This is a genomic window from Acinetobacter sp. (genome assembly GCF_041911495.1).
GTDB lineage: Bacteria > Pseudomonadota > Gammaproteobacteria > Pseudomonadales > Moraxellaceae > Acinetobacter.
The window spans coordinates 27,000-47,094 of sequence record NZ_JAYROT010000036.1; the positions used below are offsets into that span (position 1 = coordinate 27,000).

Sequence of the window (20,095 nt, forward strand, 5' to 3'; positions counted from 1 at the left end):
CCTACATATGATTGATGTTTTAAAGCTGTAATTTTCAACACAGCAATTTGAACCGTAGCGGTTCTGAAATGAGCAAGGTAAACTGTGTTTCTTATGCTTCAAATTTCAATAGTCAATTTTTAATATCAGTTAGTGATTCAATGTCATCCAATTCATCAGCAAAACAATCTGCTAGAACATTAGCCCATAAAAGCAAAGTTGCTCCTGAATATCGAGTGATTTTGTGGTTGGCTGCACTTGGCTTTTTTATGCAGGCGTTGGATGCAACCATTGTCAATACGGCACTGCCAAGTATTGCCTATAGTCTGCATGTTGATCCTTTGCAGATGCACAATGTGGTGATCGCTTATGTGTTGATGGTGGCGGTATTTATTCCAGTCAGTGGTTGGTTGACAGATCGTTTTGGCATTCGTAATGTCTATTTGGCTGCGATTACCATTTTTACCATTGCATCGCTAGGCTGTGCTATTTCTCAAAACTATACGCAGTTGATTATCGGGCGTATTTTTCAGGGCATTGGTGGGGCATTTTTATTGCCTGTTGGTCGTCTTGCTTTGCTCAGAATATTACCGAGAAATCAATTCCTTGCTGCGATGAGTTTTATTTCTATTCCAGGTTTAGTTGGTCCTTTGATTGGTCCAACACTTGGCGGTTTTATGGTGGAATATGCCACGTGGCATTGGATATTTTTGATCAATCTGCCGATCGGTATTTTGGGTTTTATCCTGACGTGTACGCATATGCCGAATGTCAAACTGGATAATTTGCCACGCTTTGATTATCTCGGCTTTGTCTATTTGATCGTGATGATGGTGGCGCTCACTTTCGGCTTGGAGCGATTGTCACAAGGCGGTTGGTCGATCGTCACTGTTCTTGCGATTTTAGCTTTAGGTGTGTTTGCAGGTTTGATCTACACGTGGCATGCACGGCGTGATCTACGTGCGATTTTTCGTCCTGACTTATTCACCGACATTCGCTTTCGGATTGGTATTTTGGGGAATATTTTTACTCGACTCGGCAGTGCCAGTATGCCATTTATCTTACCGTTGATGTTGCAGTTGGCGATGGGTTTTAGTCCACTTCATGCAGGTTTGATGCTGGTGCCTTTGGTCTTTGGTTCGATCCTGATTAAAAATTTTGCCACAAAGATGATTCAGCGTTTTGGCTATTATCGGGTATTGGTGGTGAATACCATTTTGGTCGGGCTAGGCATTATGAGTTTTGCAGTGTTGGATGCGCATCCAAATATTTATACGCAATGGTTGCATCTATTTGCTTTTGGCTGTGTGAATTCGATGCAGTTCACAGCGATGAATACTTTAACCTTAAAAGACTTGAGTAAAGAGCAATCGGCGAATGGCAATAGCTTATTGTCTATGGTGATCAATGTGTGTATGAGTATGGGTGTGGCGTTGGTTGGCGTGCTTTTACATTTGTTTGAAAAAATCGGCGTAGGGCAATCCACCTTGTGGTCATTTCAGCAGACTTTTATCATCTTGGGTGCGATCACGATCTTGGCGAGTTTGGTGTTTCGACAACTGCGTCAGTTCCGCCTACAAAAACAACACGCTACTGCATCGGAGTAAATCATTCTCGGGGTAAATCATTCGATGGCAAAGCGCACAACAAAACCAAAGACCATTGGGCTCAAGTTGCGTCAATGGCTGAAAAATAAAAGCAAACGGAGGACGCTGATCATGATTATTGTATTATTGATGCTGACTGCGAGTGGTGGCTTGTTGTTTCACTACTTTGAAAATCCGCAAAAGTTTGAAGAATATACGATACATGGTTTCGACGTGTCGCATCATCAGGGCGAGATTGATTGGAAGAAAATTGATAAAAAGTATCAATTTGTCTTTATCAAAGCCACAGAAGGTGGCGATTTTAAAGATCCACGTTTCACCGAAAATTGGAAAAATGCCAAAGATTCAGGTTTAAAAGTCGGTGCGTATCATTTCTTTCGCAATTGCAAAACTGGATTGGAACAAGCTCAAAATTATATCGACGCTGTACCAAAACAAACGGACAGTTTGCCTCCTGTAATGGATTTAGAGTTTCAATGGAATTGTCCTGATGTGACTGCAGAACAGTTGCAAACCGAAATTGCCACGATGGCAAAAACGCTTGAAAGTCATTATGGCAAAAAGCCGATTTTCTATACCACACCGAACTATTATCAAAGTTATATCAAAGGCAAATTTGATGATCATGTATTGTGGATACAGGATTTAAAAGAGCCACCGCCACGCTTTGATCAGCGTCCGTGGTTGTTTTGGCAATATTCACAAAAAGGCAAAATCTCAGGTATTGAAAAAGAAGTCGATCTAAATGTATTTCGTGGTACGACGATGGATTTTGATGTGTTTCTACAATCAAACAATACGGTTGAGCCACATGTCCCGAAGCAATAACTTTTAAATTGTTCTGTTGTTGAGTCGGCTTGAGCATTTACGAAAAGAAAGCGTTAGACTAAAGCGGTCAGATCATTTTTCGGTGCTGTCACGTAATGTCACAACCGCCTCTACGCAAAATTATTCATATCGACATGGATGCGTTCTATGCCTCGGTGGAATTGCGTGATCGCCCAGATTTACGTGGGTTACCGATGATCGTGGCGCATGATCATCCACGTTCGGTGGTGACCACAGCGACCTATGAAGCTCGAAAGTTCGGCTTGCGTTCGGCGATGTCAGTGGCACTGGCAAAAAAGAAATGCCCGCAAGTAATTTGCATCGAACCTGACTTTTCCAAATACAAAGCAGTATCACAGCAGTTACATCAAATTTTTAGGCAATATACCGATCTAATCGAGCCATTGTCGCTAGATGAAGCTTACCTTGATGTGACGCAAAATTTTAAACAGCTCGCTTCGGCGACAGAAGTGGCGGAACATATTCGAGCAGATATTTTTCGGGAAACAGGGCTGACCGCATCAGCAGGCGTTGCACCAAATAAATTCTTGGCAAAAATCGCATCAGACTGGAATAAGCCGAATGGGCTGTGCGTGGTCAAGCCACATCAGGTCCAGCAATTCATCCAACAACTCGCCCTAGAAAAACTTCCCGGTGTAGGTAAAGTCACTTTACAAAAAATGCACGCCTTGTCGTGGCATACCATTGCCGATATTCAAGTGGTTGAAGAAGCAGAATTGATTCATCATTTTGGTAAATTTGGACGGCAGTTGTTCCTTTATGCGCAAGGCATAGATCACCGTAAAGTACAACATCAACGAGAACGTCAACAAATTTCTAAAGAAATTACCTTTGGAAAAGACTATTTTTTAAATGAAATTACTGAAAAGTGGCAACCTTTAATTGAGCGTGTCTGGCAACAGCTTCAACAGAAAAAAATGTACGCACGAGGTGTTCAAATTAAGCTGAAAACTGCTGACTTTAAAACCTTGCAACACAGTCGCTCATTTGCACAGTCTTTGCATAATGCTGAGGAGTTTAAGCTTGCTGTATCGCAGTTGTTGCAAGAGTTCAACATCGATAGTGATTTGCAATTTCGCTTGATTGGGGTTGGAGTATTTGCTTTAGAAGATGCTACAGAGCAAGTGCAGTTGTCGTTGATTTAAACTGGTCAATGAAAATATGCTGTTAAATTCTGATCACAGCGTTGTAAAAATAGTGCAATACATTCAATATGAAAGATAGATAATTGCGGTGTAATAGACTACATAATCTTTCTTGAACGCTTCAGGATAAGAAGTCAAGACGAGCCAATATTCGCCTTAGAAAATGTCCTTCAAATGCCGGTGTACAGACTTTTTGGTACGAAACCAGCCAAAGTACTTAGTATGGAAAACCATTCAACGCACAATCATTTAAACCAAAATCAGTCACAGTACTACACCCGAACTACGCAAGTGCTACATTGGGTAATGACGCTGATCTTTATTTCAATTAAGACACTGATCTTTTTTATTAGTCGGTTGGTTATGAATAGAGGATACAAAGCAAACTAAACAGGTTTTCTAATCAAGCTAACAAGCAAATATGTCAATGTAATGAATGATAGCAACTGACTTAAAAATATTTTGTTGCAGATTTTTTTCGACGAAGACGAACTGTTGATATGCGTTTGCATATTTAGTCGTTGACAAGCTTTTTGGGAGGAGTATAACTAAAAGAGAGGCAGTAATTTTTATAAATAGATCGAGAGAAATTTACGTTAGATCGACATTTACATATTACTGACATACAACTGTGCATCTTTGGCGCAAGCTGAAATTTCAGTATCGTCAACCGTCAACGAGAGAGGGAAGATATTTATGAATATTGAAATCCGTACTGATAAAAATATCCATGGTAGTGATCGACTAATCGACTATGTGAAAGACGAATTAAAACAACAATTTCAAAGATATAGTGAAAAAATCACCCACTTCGAGGTACACCTGAGCGATGTTAATGGTGACCGTGGTGGCGAACTCGATAAGCGTTGTATGATCGAAGCACGCCCTGCTGGATTTAAGCCCGTTGCCGTAACACACAAAGCAGATAATATTGACCTTGCGATTCATGGTGCGATTGATAAGCTCAAACGTACGATAGAACATTCGTTCGCAAAAACAGATCACGGTCGTGGCACACGTCCTGATTGGTCTGAAACGACTGAAGCTTAAGTCAGAATTTTAACTGATCAACAGCTCGAACAAATTGTAATTAATCGCAATTTTTCTATCTGATTAAAACACTTTCCGATATGATGGAAAGTGTTTTTTTATGCGTAAATGATTTATATCAATATGCTTGAACTTTTTGTAAGTCAGGCAATCCGCAAGCTATCACCAAATAATCACAAGGGAGCAGGCAATGTTGAACGCAGAGCAACGACAACTTATCGAGGCGATTGAACAGCTCGACCTTGCACAGGTGGAACGTATACTTGCGCACGATCTCGACCCGAATTTTATCGAACCTGAAAAAGGACCGCCGATTTCGATTTTGTGTGATGGCTTGTTTAAATGGTGGGAAAATATCTGTCAGGCATATGAGGATAATCAGCCACTGAGCGATCAACAAAAATCTGAAAGTCTACAAGTTTATCTCGATATTTTAGATCGTTTGATCGAAGCCAAAGCCAATTTGCACCTTTGGGATAGTGAAGAATTTTATGGACCACTTTGGGATGCGACCAGTGCGGCATGTGTACCATTCGTGGAAAAGTTATTGGCACAAAAAGTCGATCCAAACACTCGAGATGATCAAGACTTGACGATTCTAAGCTCAGTCAGTGAGTTGTGGTTTGATTGTGATTTTGATGAGATTGATTGGAGTGAAGCTCTGCCTGAGGAAAAGCAAACGCTGAACTTATTGCGTGAAAATGGTGCTAAAATGACAAAAGAATTGGGAATCAATGCGTGAAACAACGAATGTCTAATATGAGCTCGAATACTGTGAATTTAAAAACGTCGCTTTTAAAAACTGGGATCATTGCATCAATGGTCATTGCAACATCTCAGATGGCTTTTGCAGAATCATTTTCTTTTGATCGCCCAGGTGCGGGACTTGGCACAGCGATTGTGCCAAAAGGTCATGTGGCTTGGGAGCAATCTTTACCAACAGCGACCTATGATGAGCGACGTGTTGATGGTGTCGATCAAAGCCAATTGACTTTGCAAGGTGATGCTTTATTCCGCATCGGCGTGGCAGATGATGTTGAGTTTCGTGTGGGTTGGGATGGTCCAATCTGGCAACGTAACAAAGATGGCGCAGATGATACCGAAATTGATGGTACGGGTGATGTCATCATCGGTGTGAAAAAAGCCATCGAAACCAATGATGAAAACTTCACTTGGGCTGTGCTTGCTGAGGCAAATCTTGCCAATGGCGATGATGAATTCACTGCTGAGGAAGAGATTTATACTGTTGCATCGGCGATTGGCTACAACTATAGCGATGATGTCAGCACAGGCATTACCATGATTTATGACTATCAAGATGGTGACCTTGCTTGGTCTGCCATTCCAAGTGTAGGCTACAATTTTAGTGAAAATGTATCAGGCTTTTCCGAATATGTGTATCGCAAACAAGAAAGCCAACATTATGAGTCAATGATCAATACTGGTGTGATGTGGATGGTTAATGACCGTTTTCAGCTTGATGCGATGATTGGTTATAGTTTCAATCAGCAAAATCCACGCTTTACTGCGGGATTAGGGTTTGGTTATTTATTTTAAGATGCTTGCTCTAAGTGCTTGAAATAAAAATGCCGAAATAACTGTGAAAAGAACATTAAGATGTCGAATATCAATGTTCTTTTTTGCTTTTTAGCGTTGATTTTGAAGGCTGATTTTAGAAACTGATTTTGGAAATTGACTTAAGGATGAAGACCTTGCCTGTACTTCGGAATTTTATATTTTTGCTGATCACGTGTATGTCACTCTTTGTGACTACGCACAGTTTTGCTGAAGAAAAGTTCTTACCTGCCGAGCAGGCTTTTCCATTGCAAGTACGTTCAATCAGTGAATCAGAAATCCAATTGCAATGGACGATTTCTCCAAAATATTACCTCTATCAACATCAGTTCGCTGTCGATATAAAAAAGCAAAAAGATGAACCAGGCGAAAAAGTAAAGCTCGACCTTCCACCTGCCGAAGATAAACATGATGAATATTATGGCGATACCAAGGTTTATCATGATGCGGTGTCTTTCAATATCCAAGCTGAACCGAATGCGACCTATCATGTACGATTTCAAGGCTGTGCAGAAGCAGGTTTGTGTTATCCGATCAGTCAAAGCAGTTTTCAAACCGATGCAATGGGCTTGGTATCACTCGATCAAGAAAAGCCATCATCTCAACAGCCGTCATTGTTTGAACAATCGAATCAAGGTGGCTTGCTGAGTACAACAACGCAAAACGACTCAAGCCAAGATGCTTCCAAAAGTGACCTAGTCAATGATGAAAGTGCGAATACTCAGACCGTAGCAGAAGATGAGCAATGGACAGCACGACTACATGATCAGAATGTCTTTTGGAGTGTTTTAATCTTCTTGGGATTGGGCTGTTTGCTGGCTTTTACACCGTGTTCTTTACCGATGTTGCCGATTTTATCGAGTTTGCTCATTCGTGAGCATGTCGGTGTAAGAGCAGGGGCGATTAGTCTTGTCTTTGTTTTGGCGATGGCATCTGTCTATGCCTTGCTTGGCGTGTTGGCTGCAAGCGCAGGAAGCAACTTGCAACGATGGCTACAACAGCCAGTGGTCTTAATTGCATTTGCATCTGTTTTTGTGATTTTTGCATTGAATCTGTTTGGTGTATTTGAGCTCAAACTTCCACAAAAATGGTCAAATCAACTCGATCAATTACAAGGGCGACAAAAGGGTGGCACATTATTGGGTGCAGCTTTGATGGGCGTGTTGTCTGCATTGTTGGTTGGACCATGTATGACGGCACCGCTCGCAGGCACGCTTCTCTATATTTCCCAATCACAAAACCTCATTATCGGTGCTGTTTTATTATTTAGCCTCGGTGTGGGAATGGGGATTCCATTGATCATTCTGAGTCTGATTGGTCAGAAAGCGATGCCAAAACCTGGGCAATGGATGCATCGGATTCGACATGTTTTTGCGTGGGTCATGCTCGGTTTGGCGCTATATTTTGTACGACCATTATTAAGCGCCGAGCTGTTCTATATATTGATGCTTATTTTGATTCTTTTGGTGAGTGCTTATTTGCTCGACTTGATTTGGGGCAGTAAAGCGAAAATCCGATGGTTATTGATAGCGACATTGATTGCGGTGCTTGGTTTTGGAGTATGGCAAGCACAGACACTCTATCGTCTATACACCACCGCTGAAATGAATTGGCAAGTGGTGAAAAATAAAACACAGTTTGAGCAGGCACTCGCAGATGCAAAAGCAACTGGTCAGCCAATCATCGTTGATTTGTATGCGGACTGGTGCATTGCCTGTCAGCCAATTGAGCGTAATATTTGGACGAATCCAGATGTTCAGCAATCATTAAAAAATGTACAAAAAATCAAACTCGACTTATCTGAATTTGATGCAAGCCATCAAGTGATTTTGAATGAATGGCAGATGCTAGGACCACCCACAGTTTTATTTATTTCATCAAATGGCCAAGAATTAAGACCACAGCGGTTAACGGGAAGTTTTAGCCAGCACGAATTGCTACAACGCCTTCAGTCTGATCAGATAGCACAATAAGATTGCGTCCAAGTCGTTTTGCTTGATACATCGCCTCATCAGCTTCTTTGATTGCTTGTCTCATACTTTGATTGTGGCAGACTACGGTTACTCCGAAACTTGCAGTGATATTGATATATCTTTGTTGTTCAGTGCTAATAGTGAGCTGTTGAATGGATTGTTGGCAACGTTTTGCAAGTTGCATAATGATGTGCTTGTCAGCGTCCTTCGCAAGGATGATAAATTCTTCCCCACCATATCGTCCGAGAATATCGGTTTGGCGAACATTGGATTGTAGTGTGGCGGCAACTTCAGTAAGTACCTCATCACCTATAAGATGCCCGTATTCATCATTAATGCGCTTAAAATGGTCTAAATCTAGGATAATAATACCGTAACAGAGCTGCTTTTGTTGCTCTAACTTATGGGCAATCTCAATCAATTGTTGATTGATATTTCTACGGTTGTAGATCTTAGTTAGTGGATCAATGAGGCTTAGTGACCGAAATGAAGCTTCGCGATGACGCCATTGGTGCAAGAAGATACTAAACATTGCAAAACAAATTATCACAACGGGTAAGCCAATAAAGAGCATGCTTAAACACCAAAACTGATTGGTATAGGGCGAATTGTGCATACCTGGAAAATCAAAAATCGGTGCGTAAGACAATTTCCCATTTAATGTGGCATGGGCAATTGTGATAATAATAAGAATTGCTAAAAATAAAATCGGATAGATGACTTTCGCTTCAAACAATAGCAACTTAAGTGCAATCACACTGATCAATACAATGGCAGTTGCAGGACTCATGACACCAACGATATAAGCATTCCACAATAAAAATAGTCCAAATGTACTTGTGCAAATATAAATTAATAGCGTATGTAAGTTTTTTTGTCTCACCAATGACAAGCAGATCATTGCGAGTCCAAAGTACGTGCAAATATAAAAAACATTAACATAAAAGCTAACTGTCAAAAAAGGCAAATTGACATATTGATGTAGACTTGGCGAAGCGATAACAAATATTTTCCAAAATAACCAGATCGAGTGAACACCACATGCTAAACACAGCATGAGCATACATCTTTGGATAGGGTTCCAATTGATGATCGGTGTGGAGCGCATCAAGGTGAGTGTACCTTGATATAATGACCTGCCAAACATTTGTTATACTTCCTGCAAATAGCTTAAATTTTATAATGAATATTAGGAGGCGCTTAGTAAAACATGACTATCGAGTTACATTCTTTAATATTACCGACTGTTTAAAAAAACGTCAACCTTAATTTATTTTATTAGATAATATTTTAATGGATAGTATTCTGTAAGCGTATGAAAATATCCATTATTTACTGCGCTTACAAATCTGAAGTTGCTGTCCTTTTAAGGTCGAATGTCCGCCAATCCAAAACGGTCGATTGCTTTCTCCATGACCAAACCAATCTGCTTGGAAAAGTGGGATTACAAGCGAATCACAGTGCTCTGCAAAAATATCCATTAAATCGTGTGGCACATTCTTTTGAGGGCATTGATGAAAATCCCCCATCACAATCGCTTTGAGTTTTGTTATATCAATACTTTGTAGTAGCTGAAGAAATAGACGCTCTAACCGATAAAATGGTTCACCAACATCTTCGAGCAAAAGAATACTGTCTTGTTTTAACTGCAGTGCCCACGGCGTACCCTGCACACTACATAAGGTCGCAAGATTGCCTCCGAGAACCACGCCGTTGATTTCGGTCGCTTTTTCAGCAAGAGCATTATAAGAACTTACATTATATTGTTGAGGCATTTCCCCAAGCATCGGGTGCAGTAAAGCCAATACCTCTTGTGCATCTTTTGAAATTGGCATGACTTCATTGAGGTTTTTACTGGCAATTTCTTGAAATACAGGTGCATGTAAGGCTTGACCGCCGTGTATGGCAATATAGTTAAGTAGCACGGTACTGTCTGAATAACCAATCAAGGGTTTATCCAGTAGCCAAGTGTCAAGATGCGGTAAAAGCTGTGCTGAACCTGTGCCACCACGTCCACACCAAATCGCATCAACTGAAGGATCAAGACAGGCATCTTTAAGATCTTCGATACGTTCTGCGACCGAGCCTGCAAGATAACGATGCGAAGCGAAAATATTATTTGAGAGTTCAATGTCTACATCAAGGTCTTGCATTTGTTGCTGTGCAAAAAGGATTTGATCTTGATCGACACATGCACTTGGTGCAATCACTTTGATTTTCATCATGCTTTACTCAAAAGTAGACGACAGCAGTGTGCCATACTTTATAGATGAAAACGAGATCACCCGAGTTACCGTGTTACATCATTTTTGAAAGTGAGCTTTTCGCTGAGTATGAGTTTTAGGATTTTGCGCTGAATCTGTGCAACATTTTGCAAACATCAAAAATATAAATATAAAACCCAAGAATTTTATCGAATTTGCTAAAATGATGACTGCAAAGTTTATGATGACCTAGAAAACATTTTTTATTAAAAATATTAATTAAAAACAAAGATTAATGTTATATATTGGGTGCAATGAGGTATGTCGATGAATATTTGTAGTTCAAAGTGCGTATTTCTATTGGGTGATCTCAGCGATAAAAAATTACCTCTTTGTTTTGCGCTAAACTTATAAAAAATATGAATTTTACCTCTATTTATAATAGTATGATTTAGATGATTAATGATCAATAACCATTCAGCCCAATTGTTATTGAATTTTTATATATGGTATTTTTTATCAAAATAAAGGGTGGCAATTGACAATTAAATCATATTAAAATCGCAAACCAATTATGAATATGGGGGAAGTATCCTGTACTTATCCAGTATGGTTGATACTTTGACTAAGTAAAATTAGCTTGAGGAACGCTCATGCAGATCGGAATCCCAACCGAAACCATCACGAGTGAAAACCGTGTGGCAGCGACGCCAGAAACCGTAAAAAAGTTGACTTCAGCAGGTCATACTGTCGTTGTTCAACGTGGAGCAGGTGTAAAAGCTGCTTATGTTGACAGTGCTTATGAACAAGCAGGCGCAACCATTACCGACAATGCTTATCAAGGTAGCCAATTGATTTTGAAAATCCGTGCACCACAAGGTGACGAGATTGCACAAATCGAATCAGGCGCAAGTGTTGTTGCATCTTTTGACCCGTACCGTAATCCAGAGCTTGATCGTTTTGCAACGCAAAACGTGTCTGCGTTTGCGCTTGAATTATTGCCACGTACATTATCACGTGCGCAAAACATGGACGTATTGTCTTCTCAAGCCAACTTGTCAGGTTATAAGTCTGTATTGCTTGCGGCGGCTGAATACCAACGTATGTTCCCAATGTTGATGACTGCGGCAGGTACAGTTAAACCTGCGCGCGTGGTGATCATGGGTGTAGGTGTTGCAGGTTTACAAGCGATTGCAACTGCGAAACGTCTTGGTGCTGTGGTTGAGGCGACTGATTTGCGCCCAACAGCAAAAGAGCAAGTCGAATCGCTTGGTGGAAAATGGTTAGACGTGCCAATGTCGCCAGAAGAACAAGCTCGTGCCGATGAAGCTGCTAAGAACGGTTATGGTTGGACACCAGGTGAGCAGTACATCAAAGATCAAGCAGCAGTGGTGGATAAGGCTGTAGCGAATGCGGATATCGTGATTACCACTGCATTATTACCAGGTCGTAATGCGCCTCGTTTGGTTCATGGCGCAACGGTTGCCAAAATGAAACCGGGTTCAGTGATTTTGGATATGGCGGTAGAAACTGGCGGTAACGTCGAAGGTTCAGTGGTTGGCGAAACCGTGATGACCGAAAATGGTGTGAAAATTTTGGGTATTCCAAATATTCCATCGACTGTTGCGACGGAAGCATCTGCGCTGTATGCACGTAATATTTTGAATTTCATTGAAACTTTGTTTGATGAAAACAAGACTGTGAAGATCAATCTTGAAGATGAAATTCAAAAAGCATTATTGGTTACACATGGCGGCGAAGTGCTGCTCAAACGTGGTTAAGGAGAGCTCTCATGGTTGAAACGATTACAATTTTCGTCCTTGCCATCTTCGTAGGTTACTACGTCGTTTGGGGTGTTACGCCTGCTTTGCATACACCGTTGATGGCGGTCACCAATGCCTTGTCATCTATTATTATCGTTGGTGCAATGATCCAAACTGTGGGTCTACCTTCGATCGGTGTTGATGGTAATGTGGCATTCCAAAGTATTAATGCAATTAGCATTTTAGGTGCAGTTGCAGTATTCCTTGCAAGTATTAACATTTTTGGTGGCTTCGCAGTGACTGCACGTATGCTAGAAATGTTTAAACCAAAGCAAAAGAAGAAAGAGGGCTAATCCATGGAATTTATTCGAGAGTATGCGGATTGGTTCTACCTGATTGGTGCCGTCCTATTTATTTTAACCTTGCGTGGTTTGTCGGGTCCTAAGACTGCGATTCAAGGGAATCGCTACGGGATGATCGCAATGGCGATCGCTGTATTGACCACATTCTTCGTTGCTGAAAATCCAGTGGTTTGGATGATCGTTGGTGCAATGGTACTTGGTGGTATCGTTGGTATTGCTCGTGCACGTACTGTCCCAATGACGCAAATGCCTGAAACAGTGGCATTGATGCACTCATTGGTTGGTTTAGCTGCAGTATTAATTGCTGTTGCGGCGATCTTGCATAACAACAAGTTGCTTGAAATCGGTGCAGACGCATTGACGGCGAACAACATTAATTTCCATGCAATGAGCAAAGTCCATTTGTTTGAATTGTTTGTGGGTTGTTTTGTTGGTGCGATTACCTTTACAGCGTCAGTCTTTGCTTATGGTAAATTGGCTGCGAAGAAGTGGGCAAAAACCATTTCAGGTGCATGGGTAAAACCTGTCCAAGCGATCATTTTTATTGCAATGTTGGCATGCGGTTTTTACTTCTTTAGCACAGGCAATATGAATGCATTCTGGGCAATGACGGCATTGGCGTTAGTCTTCGGTTGGGTGTGGATTGCACCAGTCGGTGGCGGTGATATGCCAGTTGTTGTATCACTCTTGAACTCATTCTCTGGTTGGGCAGCAGCAGGTATTGGTTTCACATTAGAAAACAATATGTTGATCGTTGCTGGTTCACTGGTTGGTTCATCAGGTGCGATTCTGTCTTACATCATGTGTAAAGCAATGAACCGTTCAATCATCAATGTACTCTTTGGTGGTGCAATGGGTGGTGCGGCTGCGACTTCTGCGGACAAAGGCGAGCAAGTTCAGCGTAACTATCGTTCAGGTTCAGCGGATGACGCTGGCTTCTTGATGTCAAATGCGGATAGCGTGGTGATCGTACCGGGTTATGGTATGGCGCAAGGTCGTGCACAGAATGCTGTGAAAGAATTGTGTGAAATTCTAAAAGAGCAAGGTGTAAAAGTACGTTTTGCCATTCACCCTGTAGCAGGTCGTATGCCTGGTCATATGAACGTCTTGCTTGCAGAAGCTGATGTAGCTTATGAAGACATCTTGGAAATGGACGAGATCAACTCTGATTTTCCTGCGACTGATGTGGTGCTGGTTATTGGTGCGAACGACGTTGTAAACCCATCTGCAAAAGACGATCCAAGCTCACCGATCTACGGTATGCCGATTCTTGAAGCACATAGAGCACGTACGATCATGGTGATCAAGCGTTCGATGGCGACAGGTTATGCAGGTTTGGACAATGACTTGTTCTATAACGAAAAAACCATGATGATCTTCGGTGATGCGAAGAAAGTTGTTGAAGATATGACTAAAGCAATCAATGGTACAGGTCACTAAGCCGAATCCAAAGATTAAATCTTTATTGATTGCGTATTAAAAAACCACCTTCGGGTGGTTTTTTTATTGGCACGGTAAAATCGGCTTAATGGACAATGTCATGATTAAAGATATGGGCTAACCATTTCCATCGACTGCATATACAGACGTTCAGCCAAGCCTTTATTTTTGGCATGACGAGATTGCCAATTTGGCATATGTGCACTGACATATTCGCCGTTTTTATTTTCCCACTCTACGCTAATCGCCATGTCTTCGATAAGTTTGGCAGGTACAGATGTTGGTACTAAACCAAGTTGTAATGCTTTATGTGCCAAAGTTGGAAGCTCACGATAAATATCAGAATCTACGCCACCGGGATGTAGAGCATTGTTGGTAATCGTGCTTCCCGCCAACTGGCGAGCTAATTCATGGCTAAATAATAAATTGGCAAGTTTCGACTGTCCGTAGAAGTACAAAGGGTTATACAGTCCTTCGCCGTGAAAGGTCTTTGGTTTGATATTGCCCATCCAGTGTGCAATTGATGCAAGATGAATAATCCGAGCTTTGGGTGCATTAGATAATACGGGTAGTAGCTTATGAGTGAATAGGAAATGCCCCAAATAGTTGACACCGAACATCTGCTCAAAACCATCTTGGGTAAGTTGTTTTGATTTGGCGAACAACCCGGCATTATTGATTAATACATCCAGTGCGCCATACCGCTCAGCGATCTCATTTGCAGATTGCTGAACCGATTCAAGGCTATTGAGGTCAAGCGTTACAATGTCAACTTGTCCTTTGTTAGTTGCTTGTAGCTTGGCTTGTGCGGCTTTGGCTTTATCAACATTTCTACAAGCGAGAATCACATGTTGATCTTGTTGAACGAGGCGTTCAGCTGTTGCATAACCGATCCCTGTATTTGCACCTGTGATGAGAATTTTCAAGAGCGACTCCATTGTAAAAAATAGGAATATTATTGTTTTGCCTGAGTGAGCATATAGTGCAACAAATCTGACAATCATTCATGTCAAATTTAATAAAATATGTGAAGAAATGTTTAATGATAAAATTAAAATATAAATATCAAAATGTGATAAAAGGCATGAAAATATTAGTTTATGTAAAATAAATTCAAGCATATGATTTTTACAAACTAATTTTACTAAAGTTGGCATTAAGCTTGCATTTGCATTTTCCATATTTATTTTAATATAGGGTTTTTAATGAAAAAGTATCTCTCATTGATCTTATTACTTTTTCCAGTGCTAGTACATGCTGAAAACGAAGTGCAAATCTCTAATGCTGAACTGAAACTGATGCTCGATAGTGTCTGGGTCGTACTGTGCGGTGTGCTTGTGTTCTTTATGCAGGCAGGTTTTGCGCTAATCGAAAGCGGCACAGTACGCAGTAAAAACACGGTCAATGTCTTAATGAAAAACTACATAGATGCCTGTGTGGGTGGTCTAGTTTTTTGGCTCATCGGCTTCGGTTTAATGTTTGGTGTGAATCCAACTGGTTGGGTTGGTTTAAGTCATTTTTCGCCAAACAATTTGGATGGTTGGCACTGGACGATGTTGTTTTTCCAAATGATGTTTGCAGCAACGGCAACTACCATTGCCAGTGGTGCAATGGCAGAGCGGATTCATTTCATCGGCTATATCGTTTGCACCATATTTGTCAGTGCATTGATTTATCCAATCTTTGGTAGTTGGGCGTGGGGGAGCTTATTTGAAGGTGCAGGTTGGCTTAAGTCGATGGGTTTTATCGACTTTGCAGGCTCAACAGTGGTGCATTCGATCGGTGGTTGGGTGGCATTGGCAGGGGTGATCATTCTTGGACCACGCTTAGGGCGGTTTGGTCGTGATGGCAAACCGCATCATATTCCAGGACATAACCTTTCATTGGTGGCGCTTGGTGGATTTATTTTATGGCTATCTTGGTTTGGCTTTAACGCAGGATCAACCGTCGCAGCAGATGTGAGCATCGGTAAAATCGCACTGAATACACACCTTGCTGCATGCGCAAGTGCGGTGGCATATATGTTGATGGCACTAATCCGTGGCAAAGCTATTTTGCTGACCATGACCATTAACGCTTCACTGGGTGGTTTGGTTGCAATCACTGCAGGCTGTGCCACGATGTCGCCATTGTTCTCAATCATCACTGGTTTGGTTGCTGGTGTTGTTGTGACATTTTTACCGATGCTTCTTGAGAAGTTAAAAATTGATGATGCTGTTGATGCTTTCACCGTCCATACAGGTTGCGGTATTTGGGGGACTCTGGCGGCAGGTTACTTCCTCGAAACAGACATGTTCAACCTTTCTCAACTTGGTGTGCAAGCAATCGGTGTTAGTGCAGCTGCAGTGTGGGGCTTTGGTACTGCGTTGGTGATGTTTTGGGTCATGGATAAAGTGCTTGGTGGACTGCGTGTATCGAAACAGCATGAACAACGTGGTTTGGATTATACCGAACATGCGGAATTGTCTTATCCAGAATTTCAACAAGATGTGCTTGCAGATTTAGACGAAATCACTAAGAGACATTAATTGTTGAGCCTTTTTTTAAAAGCGTAAATCAGATCAATTACAAAAGTGTGAATGGTCAGAAGCCATTCACACTGCATCAAATTAGGAAATGAACAATGGGTTGGACTATGACTTTGGATAATGATCAGCGTAGTATTGTACAGCGCATACTTGCCAAATATTTGGATGGACAAGCTCTCGATCAGGCGGTGGAATTGTGGCGCTATCAATACAGCAAAAAACCTTTGCAAGAGTTGAATTATTTTGTGTTCGAGATTGCCAATAGTTCAGAACTGCGCAGTAGTCGAAAGCAGATCGTGCATGATCTTCAACATGGCTTAGAACATGATGTACAACAAAATTTAAATGATGAGCAAACACATAAATCTACGCAAGCATACGAAAGCAAAGCGATACGATCGAGTATTGATGTTGCACTTAATCAGGTAGAGGTCGTGAATGTGGCACATCACAGTGCATTCGATGCACTATTTCAGCAGTTACTTCAATCCTTGAAAGGGCAAAGTGAATTGATGGTTGTGCTAGAAGAGCATCTGCAAGATAGTCAAATCACAGCGCAATATCAGCATGCGTTTCTTCAATATGTGCAAACAGGTGAAAGTTTGATGGAACAGTTTTATCTCAAGGATGTATTGCGTCAGGTGATTAATACCTTGTATACGGTGATGTGTGATTATTTTGGGCCGATGAAATCCGATCGTTATATGGCGCAAGCCGTGGCTCAGATTGATCAGCAATATCCTGCAGTGATGATCAAGAAGTATTTGTAATCAACTTTTCAAGTGATTGGAAACTTAGCTTGTCAAAATGAAAAAAGCGACGAACTAACTGAAGTGTCGTCGCTTTTAGATACTGAAAGCTAAAATAAATAACTGCTTAGCTAAACTGTTCTGTAACAGCTTCAGTGCGCCATAGGCTTTCAAGATCGTAAAACTTACGTGCGGTTGGTAACATCACGTGTACCACAACGATGCCAAGATCAATCAAAATCCACTCGGCATCACGCTCACCTTCAACGCCGATCGGGCGGAAGCCAGCTTTTCTTGCTTCTTCTGCGACATTGTCGGCAAGTGCTTTGACGTGACGAGTTGATGTGCCACTCGCAATAACGATGGCATCAGATACACTGCTGATAGTTGAAACATCGAATTGAATAATATCTTTTGCTTTGACATCAAGTAATGCATCTTGCACGACTTGTAAACAACTTTGAACTTGTGAAGATTTGGAGGTGAGAGAGTCAACAACATTGTTTGATGTGGGCGACGGTTCGATATTCATGGGTGATGAAAAATCCTGAAATTGAGTCACTATCCACTATAAGGGCATTGCGGTGAAAAATCAATTCAACAATATTGACTATTAATTCAACATTTATTCATCTTTTTGATAAGCCATCATGCCGATAAGCAAGTTATCAGCATGATGCTAAACTTTCCAAAATGTTTAAATTGACTCAATTAAATCTCGTCTTGCACCGCCTGTATCACCGTCAAGGCAATTGTAAACACAATATCATCGACTAATGCACCACGAGAAAGATCGTTCACAGGCTTGTTTAGACCTTGCAACATTGGTCCAACGCTGACCACGTTGGCAGCACGTTGTACGGCTTTGTAGGTGGTGTTACCTGTATTTAAATCAGGGAAAATAAATACGTTGGCTTGACCTGCAACTTTAGAATCAGGCGCTTTTTGCTTGCCGACACTTTCTACCGAAGCGGCATCGTATTGCAATGGTCCATCAATCAATAAGTCTGGGCGACGTTGCTTGGCGATTTCAGTCGCTTCACGCACTTTATCCACATCTGCGCCTGTACCTGAGTCGCCTGTAGAGTAGCTTATCATGGCGATACGAGGCTCAATGCCAAACGATTTTGCCGAGATTGCAGACTGAATGGCAATCTCTGCCAATTGCTCTGCATTTGGATCAGGATTAATCGCACAGTCACCGTAAACAAAGACTTCATCAGGTAACAACATAAAGAAAATTGACGACACGAGGGTATAATCAGGCGCAGTTTTAATCAACTGAAATGCAGGACGTACTGTATTTGCCGTGGTGTGAATTGCACCTGAAACCAAGCCATCGACTTCACCGAGTGCTAACATCATTGTGCCAAGTACGACGGTATCTTCAAGCTGTTGTGCTGCTTGTAGGGCATTGAGTTTGCCTTTGCGTCGCTCCACCATTGGATCGACATATTTGTCACGAATGGTATCAGGATCAATGATTTTGAGATCATCGGGTAAAGTGACGCCACGTGCTTTGGCAACTTCTTGCACTTCTTCGGGCTTGGCGAGCAGTACGCACTGTGCAATGCCACGTGTCTGGCAGATCGCAGCAGCTTCTACGGTGCGAGGCTCTGAGCCTTCGGGTAACACAATGGTCTTTTTCGCGGCAATGGACTTCTGTACCAATTCATGACGGAACGCAGATGGCGAAAGGCGACTTTTGGTCTTGGCTGTGGTTGTGGTACTTAGCCAATCAAAATCAATATGACTCGACACAAAGCGAGTTACTTGCTCGGCACGTGAAGTATCAGTGATTGGAATTTCATTGTCGATATGATCAATCATTGCCAAAGTTTGTAGGCTGTCCATATCGGTGCGCATCACAGGAAGACCTGTGCGTAAAACTTTCTGCGAAAGCGTCGGCAAAGTGACATCTTGCATTTTACTGTCAGTGAAGATCACGCCTGCAAGTGGAATGTCACTCAGTGCTGCCACGCCACATGCCAGTGCTACATCAGTACGATCGGCAGAAGTGACGATGAGTTCACCTGCTTTAAAGCGTTCGAGTTCATGATCAATACGACGATGAATCAGTGCAGTATTTTGTACACGACGTTGTTCAGCTTCCCCTTCATTGAGCCATTGTGCTTGAATTGCATTGGCAATGTCTAAGGTGCGAGGAACACTCAAAGTTGAGCTAAATGGAATCATACCGATAATGGGTAATTTTTCACTACCGAGTAGTGGTGAAAATTTTTGTAATTCTGCGCTAAATGTTTTGATTTCATCAGTGAGGCGTAGGCTTTGATCAGTCGTCAGTGGGATCTGTGCGGTATCAGGTGCTAAGCCTTTGGTACGCATAAATAAAATGCCTGCGGTGCGAGTCGAGGCATTGCCACCAAATGGGTTGAGGTGATTTTCTATATTCTCAGCAGTCTGCTCTGCATTATTGATGTCTGCGCCACTGACTAAAATCACCTGTGCATCAAGCGCTTGTGCGAGTGCGACATTCAGCTGTGTAGTATAGCTCTGATTTGGATTGGGGACTAAGCCTTCGACGATCACCACTTCATGATCTTTGGCGACTTGACGGTGAAGGCTTACGGCTTCTTCGAGCAGTTCATCCATTTCACCGATACTGACCATATGTTGCGTTTTTTTATAATCAATCGGATGCACTTGGTGGCGTTGATATAGACTAGAAATAATGGTTGAAGTGCGACTTTCATTTTTACTTTTTTCTTGCGCAAAAGGTTTTAAAAAGTTGGCTTTAACGCCGATACAATCAAAGGCGTGAATCATGCCTAAACACGCAGAGGTCAATCCGATGCCTTCTGCGGTTGGAACGAGTAAAAAAGTTTTCATATGGAATATCCCAATATTTTT

General features: G+C 41.7%; 17 protein-coding genes. 12 read left to right on the top strand and 5 right to left on the bottom strand.

Annotated elements, in window-relative coordinates:
• Positions 1 to 140: 140 nt before the first annotated feature.
• The 7 genes from mdtD (at position 141) to dsbD (ending at position 8,178) form a co-directional block, all read left to right on the top strand.
• Positions 141 to 1,586, top strand: coding sequence for a multidrug transporter subunit MdtD (gene mdtD, locus ACE3PQ_RS04300; protein ID WP_374295522.1), 1,446 nt, complete (start codon positions 141 to 143; stop codon positions 1,584 to 1,586).
• A gap of 24 nt (positions 1,587 to 1,610) precedes the next feature.
• Complete coding sequence (locus ACE3PQ_RS04305) at positions 1,611 to 2,414, top strand: GH25 family lysozyme (protein WP_374295524.1); 804 nt, start codon at positions 1,611 to 1,613, stop codon at positions 2,412 to 2,414.
• Between the two features lie 95 nt (positions 2,415 to 2,509).
• A complete protein-coding gene (gene dinB / locus ACE3PQ_RS04310) occupies positions 2,510 to 3,580 on the top strand; it encodes a DNA polymerase IV (RefSeq protein ID WP_374295526.1) in 1,071 nt (356 codons plus the stop codon).
• A 696-nt stretch (positions 3,581 to 4,276) separates the two neighbouring features.
• Complete coding sequence (locus ACE3PQ_RS04315; RefSeq protein WP_374295528.1) at positions 4,277 to 4,630, top strand: HPF/RaiA family ribosome-associated protein; 354 nt, start codon at positions 4,277 to 4,279, stop codon at positions 4,628 to 4,630.
• Positions 4,631 to 4,820: 190 nt separating this feature from the next.
• The gene (locus ACE3PQ_RS04320) at positions 4,821 to 5,372 is read left to right on the top strand and encodes an ankyrin repeat domain-containing protein (protein WP_241570451.1); all 552 of its coding nucleotides are present in this window, start codon (positions 4,821 to 4,823) and stop codon (positions 5,370 to 5,372) included.
• Positions 5,373 to 5,389: 17 nt separating this feature from the next.
• Positions 5,390 to 6,187 (top strand): transporter, encoded by a 798-nt coding sequence (locus tag ACE3PQ_RS04325; RefSeq protein ID WP_374295530.1) that lies wholly within the window; start codon positions 5,390 to 5,392, stop codon positions 6,185 to 6,187.
• A gap of 197 nt (positions 6,188 to 6,384) precedes the next feature.
• A complete protein-coding gene (gene dsbD, locus ACE3PQ_RS04330; protein WP_374295532.1) occupies positions 6,385 to 8,178 on the top strand; it encodes a protein-disulfide reductase DsbD in 1,794 nt (597 codons plus the stop codon).
• On the opposite strand, the gene ACE3PQ_RS04335 is transcribed toward dsbD, so the two are convergent.
• On the bottom strand, positions 8,126 to 8,995 hold the full coding sequence (locus tag ACE3PQ_RS04335) for a GGDEF domain-containing protein (protein ID WP_374295533.1): 870 nt from the start codon (positions 8,993 to 8,995) through the stop codon (positions 8,126 to 8,128). The genes dsbD and ACE3PQ_RS04335 overlap by 53 nt on opposite strands.
• A gap of 511 nt (positions 8,996 to 9,506) precedes the next feature.
• Positions 9,507 to 10,403, bottom strand: coding sequence for an LD-carboxypeptidase (locus ACE3PQ_RS04340; RefSeq protein ID WP_374295534.1), 897 nt, complete (start codon positions 10,401 to 10,403; stop codon positions 9,507 to 9,509).
• 632 nt (positions 10,404 to 11,035) lie between these two features.
• Here ACE3PQ_RS04340 and ACE3PQ_RS04345 point away from each other — a divergent pair.
• From ACE3PQ_RS04345 to ACE3PQ_RS04355, 3 genes are read left to right on the top strand one after another with little or no spacing between them, the layout of a single operon-like run.
• On the top strand, positions 11,036 to 12,163 hold the full coding sequence (locus tag ACE3PQ_RS04345; RefSeq protein ID WP_374295536.1) for a Re/Si-specific NAD(P)(+) transhydrogenase subunit alpha: 1,128 nt from the start codon (positions 11,036 to 11,038) through the stop codon (positions 12,161 to 12,163).
• Between the two features lie 11 nt (positions 12,164 to 12,174).
• A complete protein-coding gene (locus ACE3PQ_RS04350) occupies positions 12,175 to 12,498 on the top strand; it encodes a proton-translocating transhydrogenase family protein (RefSeq protein ID WP_374295538.1) in 324 nt (107 codons plus the stop codon).
• 3 nt (positions 12,499 to 12,501) lie between these two features.
• Positions 12,502 to 13,947, top strand: coding sequence for an NAD(P)(+) transhydrogenase (Re/Si-specific) subunit beta (locus tag ACE3PQ_RS04355; RefSeq protein WP_374295539.1), 1,446 nt, complete (start codon positions 12,502 to 12,504; stop codon positions 13,945 to 13,947).
• Positions 13,948 to 14,051: 104 nt separating this feature from the next.
• Here the strand turns inward: ACE3PQ_RS04355 and ACE3PQ_RS04360 are convergent, their stop codons facing one another.
• Positions 14,052 to 14,873: an SDR family NAD(P)-dependent oxidoreductase gene (locus tag ACE3PQ_RS04360; protein ID WP_374295541.1), complete on the bottom strand. Its 822-nt coding sequence runs from the start codon at positions 14,871 to 14,873 to the stop codon at positions 14,052 to 14,054.
• 279 nt (positions 14,874 to 15,152) lie between these two features.
• Here ACE3PQ_RS04360 and ACE3PQ_RS04365 point away from each other — a divergent pair, with 279 nt between their 5' ends.
• Together ACE3PQ_RS04365 and ACE3PQ_RS04370 are read left to right on the top strand one after the other, a co-directional pair.
• A complete protein-coding gene (locus tag ACE3PQ_RS04365; RefSeq protein ID WP_374295543.1) occupies positions 15,153 to 16,475 on the top strand; it encodes an ammonium transporter in 1,323 nt (440 codons plus the stop codon).
• A 95-nt stretch (positions 16,476 to 16,570) separates the two neighbouring features.
• Positions 16,571 to 17,245 (top strand): hypothetical protein, encoded by a 675-nt coding sequence (locus ACE3PQ_RS04370; RefSeq protein ID WP_374295545.1) that lies wholly within the window; start codon positions 16,571 to 16,573, stop codon positions 17,243 to 17,245.
• A gap of 106 nt (positions 17,246 to 17,351) precedes the next feature.
• Here the strand turns inward: ACE3PQ_RS04370 and rsfS are convergent, their stop codons facing one another.
• Positions 17,352 to 17,756, bottom strand: coding sequence for a ribosome silencing factor (rsfS, locus tag ACE3PQ_RS04375; RefSeq protein WP_241570462.1), 405 nt, complete (start codon positions 17,754 to 17,756; stop codon positions 17,352 to 17,354).
• 179 nt (positions 17,757 to 17,935) lie between these two features.
• The gene (pta, locus tag ACE3PQ_RS04380; RefSeq protein ID WP_374295547.1) at positions 17,936 to 20,074 is read right to left on the bottom strand and encodes a phosphate acetyltransferase; all 2,139 of its coding nucleotides are present in this window, start codon (positions 20,072 to 20,074) and stop codon (positions 17,936 to 17,938) included.
• Between the last annotated feature and the right edge of the window lie 21 nt (positions 20,075 to 20,095).